Origin of the sequence: Micromonospora sp. NBS 11-29 (assembly GCF_002140155.1) — a bacterium.
Taxonomy (GTDB): Bacteria; Actinomycetota; Actinomycetes; order Mycobacteriales; family Micromonosporaceae; genus Micromonospora.
In genome coordinates this window covers 350,063-354,792 of record NZ_NAPR01000012.1, presented here as the reverse complement: position 1 = coordinate 354,792, position 4,730 = coordinate 350,063, and the positions used below count along the sequence as shown (strand labels likewise).

Sequence of the window (4,730 nt, the reverse complement as noted above, 5' to 3'; positions counted from 1 at the left end):
CTCGGTCTTGAAGATCTCGATGGCCCGGTCCCAGCCGATGCCCATTGCGCTGTTCTCGCTCTCGTAGTGCCAGAGCTTGAGCGTCTTGGCCCCGCTGTCGTCACCGCTGTCGTCGCCCCCGCACGCGGCCACGGTGGTCGTCGCGGTCGCCGCCAGGGCGAGCGTCGCGACGATCCGGCGGAATCGCTGCATTGCTATCCTCCTCGTTGAGTATCGAGCCGGTACTGCACTGGGTCCGTCGTCGCGTTGCCGCGCGGCGACGGGCCGTTCCTACTGGTCAGCCCCCATCGGTTGGCGGCTGGGTGGGGCTGCGGTCGATCCCCGGATCTCCAGCGAGCAGGGCAGCAGTTGCTGGTGGCGCTCGTCGCCGGAGCCGTCCAGGTGGCGCACCAGCGCCTCGATCGCGATCCGGCCCATCGTCGACCCGGGCGACGTCATCGCGGTCAGCGCCGGGGTGGCCAGCTCGGCGACCTGCGGTGAGGTGACCATCGAGACGACCGAGACGTCGTCGGGCACGGACCGCCCGCGCGCGGTCAGCTCGCCGAGGATGCCGAAGATCGCCGTCTCGTTCATGGCCAGCATGGCCGTCAGGTCCGGCGTCCGCGCGAGGGCGGCGGCCAGCGCCGCCCGGCCGCCGGCGGCGCTGTCCTCGGCCGGGATCATGACCGGTTCCAGGCCGTGGCCGGTCATGGCCGCGACAAAGGCGTCCCGGGTACGCAGAGCCGGCCCGTAACCGCTGTTCAGGGCCTCGGCCGAGTGGTTGACGTAGACGATCCGCCGGTGCCCCAGGCCAACCAGGTGTGCCACCGCCTCCCGGACGGTCTGCTCGAAGTCGATGTCGACGTAGGAGAGCCCGCTGGCGTCCCCGGTGCGCCCGATCAGCACCAGCGGCACACCGGCCTCCTGGAGCGCGGCGACCCGTTCGTCGGCGAGCTGCACCTCCATCAGCACGACGCCGTCGAACATCCGCTGGCTGGCCAGCCGGCGCAGCTCGTCGAGGTCGCCGCCGCCACCGACGGGCGACAGCACCAGGTGGTAGCCGACGGCGCTGGCCGCCGCGGCGGCCCCGGTGACGAACGCCGTCTCGGTCGCGCCGAGGCCACGCTCGTCCATCGGCAGCAGCAGGCCCAGGATCCGGCTGCGGCGGCTGGCCAGACCCCGGGCCATGGCGTTGGGCTGGTAGTCGAGCTCGGCCATGGCGGCGAGCACCCGGGCCCGGGTGCCCTGGGAGATCGGCCGGGTGCCGGTGAGCACGTAGGACACGGTGCTGACCGAGACCTGCGCCAGGCGGGCGACGTCGTGCATGGTCGCCATCGCGCACCCCCTCCGGCCGGGCCTGGAACCAGGTTCGAATGATCGTCGAAGCGCTTCGACGAAGCGGTTCGACAGACGCTAGGCCCCTGTTACGGCCCCGTCAATAGCCGATGTCGAAAGGATGTCCCCCCACCCCCCTTCCGAGTGCGCGCCGATCTTGCACTTTCTGCCGCGGCGCTGGTCAGGCGGCGACGGTGATCACCAGCTTGCCGGCGGTGTGGCCGGTCTCCACGGCGGCCAGCGCCTCGGCGCTCTGGTCCAGGCTGAACGTGCGCGTGATGCGTGGGTCGAGGGTGCCGTCCGTCATCAGCGCGGCGACCGCCTCCAGGGACGGCCGGTCGAGGCGGCGGGGCAGGAACTCGCCGCCCAACTCGCTCACGGTGGCGTCGGCAGCCGNCCGACGAGGTCGATCAGTCCATCGACGCCGGAGGGGGCGAGGGCACGTACCTGTGGGGCAACCGCACCGGCGGTGTAGCTGACGAAGGTCACGCCGAGAGCCTCGGCCGCCGCGCGCTTGCTGTCGCTGCCGGTGCCGACGACGGTCAGGCCGCGGGACCGGGCCAGCTGCGCGGTGATCTGGCCGGTGCTGCCTCCGACACCGTTGAGCAGCAGCGTCGAGCCCTCCGGCAGGTCGAGATGGTCGAGTGCGTCGAGGGCCGTCGTTCCGGACACCGGGATGGTCGCGGCCCACTCGTAGGACAGGTTCGACGGCTTGCGAGCTGCGTTCGCCGCCGGCAGGACCGTCGTCTCGGCGTAGCTGCCGGCGCCGCCCAGCGCGAACCCGAACACCGCGTCGCCCACCGTGACATCGGTGACGCCGGAGCCGACCGCGAGCACGTCACCGGCGGCTTCCATCCCCATCACCTGCGGGAACGACAGGTGCCCGTTGAGTGCCGGGACGAGTCCCGACCGGAGCATGTGGTCGAGGCGCGCCACCCCGGCGGCCCGGACCCGGATGAGGATCTCTCCGGCACCGGGCCGCGGATCGGGCCGGTCGAAGTGGAACTGGACCTCCGGGCCGCCGAAGGCGCGGTATCCGAACGCACGGCTCATCGTCGTACTCCCTTGTTCGTCGTCGAGCGCCGACGCTAATTGCTGACATTGATGTCAGAAACAAGGGTGGGTGTCCGGGCTCACACGCTGGCGAGCCCCCTGCGGTGCGCCCGATTGGCGGCGATCAGCTCGTCCAGCACCGCACGGGTCGTGATCAGGTCCTCGATGTGCTGGTCGAGCCGGTCGCGTTCCTGGGTCATGCGCTCCAGGGCCGCCTCGGAGGTGTCCTCGCTCGGGGACTCGACGCAGGGCAGGAGGTCGACGATGGTCCGGCTGCTCAGGCCGGCGGAGAACAGTCGCTGGATGAGGTTGATCCGTTCGATCTGGCTCTCCAGGTAGCGGCGGTGCCCGCTCGGGCTGCGCAGGCTGGTGAGCAGCCCCTGCTCCTCGTAGTACCGCAGGGATCGCACGCTGACTCCGGTGCGGTCGGCAAGCTCACCGATCCGGATGGTGGCGGCCATCGTCACCTCCCATGATTACCTCACGTCCGTGTGAGGTTCAGTCTATCGGCCTGGCGGGAAATGACCCCATCCCCCTCTTCATGCCCGACCGGGTGCGGTGTCGGNCGGCGGCAATGCAGAGAACGTCAACAGGCCGGCAATACCTTCGGCGGCGATGGCGCCTCGCCGGCGCCACGACCAATCCTTGGAGGGTGCCGTGCCCCGCTGTCGTCCGAACGTGCCCGATACGCTGCCGCCCCGGGCCGCCCCGCTGTTCCGAACCGGACCCACCGGGTTCCTCGCGCTCGTCCTCTGCATGGTGCTGGTGGTGGCGGGATACGCCCGACCCGCGGTGGCGGGCACCGACGCCGGCTGCGCGTCGTTCGGCTCGTCGTTCACCCCCCAACCGATCGACGGAAACGGCACCGGGCTGCGCGTGGGATGCGCACGCGACGCCGGCAGCCTGCGGTCGCTGGCCGCCAGCGACAGCGACCTCGTCGCGACCATCGACTTCAAGATCACGGAGCGCCCCGACCAGTTCCGGCAGCAGATGGACCAGCTGGTCGCCACCACGCGTACCGACATGGCCCAGGGCCGGTCGCTGAGCCAGGCCATGACCCTGCGGGCCCAGCGGGACAGCGTGGGCTTCGCGCCGATCGACGACTCCGTCCGGTTCGACGGAAACCTCCAGGTCGTCGGCGACAGCATCGTGGTCGTGGTGCCGGCCGGACAGATCGGCACCGCCGGCTTCTGGGGGCCGTTCTGGAAGAAGTTCGTCACCGGCCTCGTCGTCTTCGCCACCGCGGTCGTGATCGGCGGACTCTGTCTGCTCGCCTTCAATGTCGGTGCCGCGGCGGCCGGGCCGGTCTGCGGCGCGGTGGCCGGCGGTTTCTCCGCGGGTGTCGGTGAGCTGGTCAGCACCGCGCTCGACGGAAAGCCGATCGACAAGGACGCGTGGGGCGCCGCGGTCGGCGCCGGGATCGCCGGTTTGATCACCGGCGCCTTCGGTGGCGCGGCCGCCTCGTACCTGTCGACCGGGTCGCGCAGCCTGATCGCCAGCATCCAGGCGACGCTCCGGCGCTACGCGCTGGCCTTCGACCTCTTCCAAGCGCCACTGAACTATCTGTCGAGCTGGCTCACTCCTGACATGGCCCAGCTCGTCAACGAGGCGTTCCGGCGGGCGACCCGGGGTGTCGGGGTGGCTCAACTGCGGGTGATGCCGCTGGGCGACTCGATCACCTTCGGCGCGGCCAGCTCGGACGGCTCCGGCTACCTCGCGAGGTTCCAGGAGTGGGCGGCGCGGGACAGCCAGGTCCAACTCGTCGGCTCGCAACGCTCGGGACCGGCGAACCTGGCCAACGAGGGGCACTCCGGTCGGCTCATCAGCGACATCGCGGGCCTCGTCGACTCGGCGCTGGTGACGTACCAGCCCAACGTGGTGCTGCTGCACATCGGCACCAACGACATGAACAACAACGTCGACCCGGGCAACGCCCCGGCCCGCCTCGGCAGCCTGATCGACCAGATCTTCCGGACCGCCCCCGGGGTGGCGCTGGTGGTCTCCACCATCGTGCCGGCCGCGAACGCGGCCACCCAGGGCCGGATCGCCACGTACAACGCGGCGATCCGGGGAGTGGTGTCGTCCCGGCAACAGGCCGGCCGGCATGTGACGCTCGTCGACACGAACGCGGTGACGATCGCCAACCTGGCCGACGGCCTGCACCCCAACGACCGGGGCTACGGCAAGATGGCGATCTCCTTCTACCAGGGCGTGCTGACCGCGGCCGACGCCGGTTGGATCCGACCGCCGGGCTCCGGCAACCCGGGCTGCGGCGACTCCGCGGGCCGGTGGATCGATCGTGGCCAGGTGGCCGCCGGGGTCGGAGCGGCCGGCTCGCAGGTGGTGTTCGCCGACATCAACGG

At 71.1% G+C, this 4,730-nt stretch carries 5 protein-coding genes and 1 pseudogene; 1 reads left to right on the top strand and 5 read right to left on the bottom strand.

Going from position 1 to position 4,730, the window contains the following annotated elements:
- The 5 genes and pseudogenes from B1205_RS16080 to B1205_RS16065 form a co-directional block, all read right to left on the bottom strand.
- Window positions 1–192, bottom strand: a pseudogene (locus tag B1205_RS16080) (carbohydrate ABC transporter substrate-binding protein); the annotation flags it as partial.
- A 78-nt stretch (window positions 193–270) separates the two neighbouring features.
- Window positions 271–1,314 carry a LacI family DNA-binding transcriptional regulator gene (locus B1205_RS16075; protein WP_089156348.1) on the bottom strand — a complete coding sequence of 348 codons (1,044 nt, stop codon included), beginning with the start codon at window positions 1,312–1,314 and terminating at the stop codon, window positions 271–273.
- A gap of 181 nt (window positions 1,315–1,495) precedes the next feature.
- Window positions 1,496–1,693: a zinc-binding dehydrogenase gene (locus B1205_RS30360; protein ID WP_217809818.1), complete on the bottom strand. Its 198-nt coding sequence runs from the start codon at window positions 1,691–1,693 to the stop codon at window positions 1,496–1,498.
- A complete protein-coding gene (locus B1205_RS16070; protein ID WP_441338507.1) occupies window positions 1,690–2,232 on the bottom strand; it encodes an alcohol dehydrogenase catalytic domain-containing protein in 543 nt (180 codons plus the stop codon). The genes B1205_RS30360 and B1205_RS16070 overlap by 4 nt, the downstream gene beginning before the upstream one ends.
- 215 nt (window positions 2,233–2,447) lie before the next feature.
- Window positions 2,448–2,816, bottom strand: coding sequence for a MerR family transcriptional regulator (locus B1205_RS16065; protein WP_176308640.1), 369 nt, complete (start codon window positions 2,814–2,816; stop codon window positions 2,448–2,450).
- A 229-nt stretch (window positions 2,817–3,045) separates the two neighbouring features.
- Here B1205_RS16065 and B1205_RS16060 point away from each other — a divergent pair.
- Window positions 3,046–4,730, top strand: a 1,685-nt coding sequence (locus B1205_RS16060; protein WP_217809816.1) for an SGNH/GDSL hydrolase family protein, incomplete at its 3' end; no start/stop codon positions are given.

What these genes read in the sequence shown, in the direction of transcription:
- B1205_RS16075 (WP_089156348.1), bottom strand. Translation starts at nt 1,314, where the DNA reads ATGGCGACCATGCACGACGTCGCCCGCCTGGCGCAGGTCTCGGTCAGC.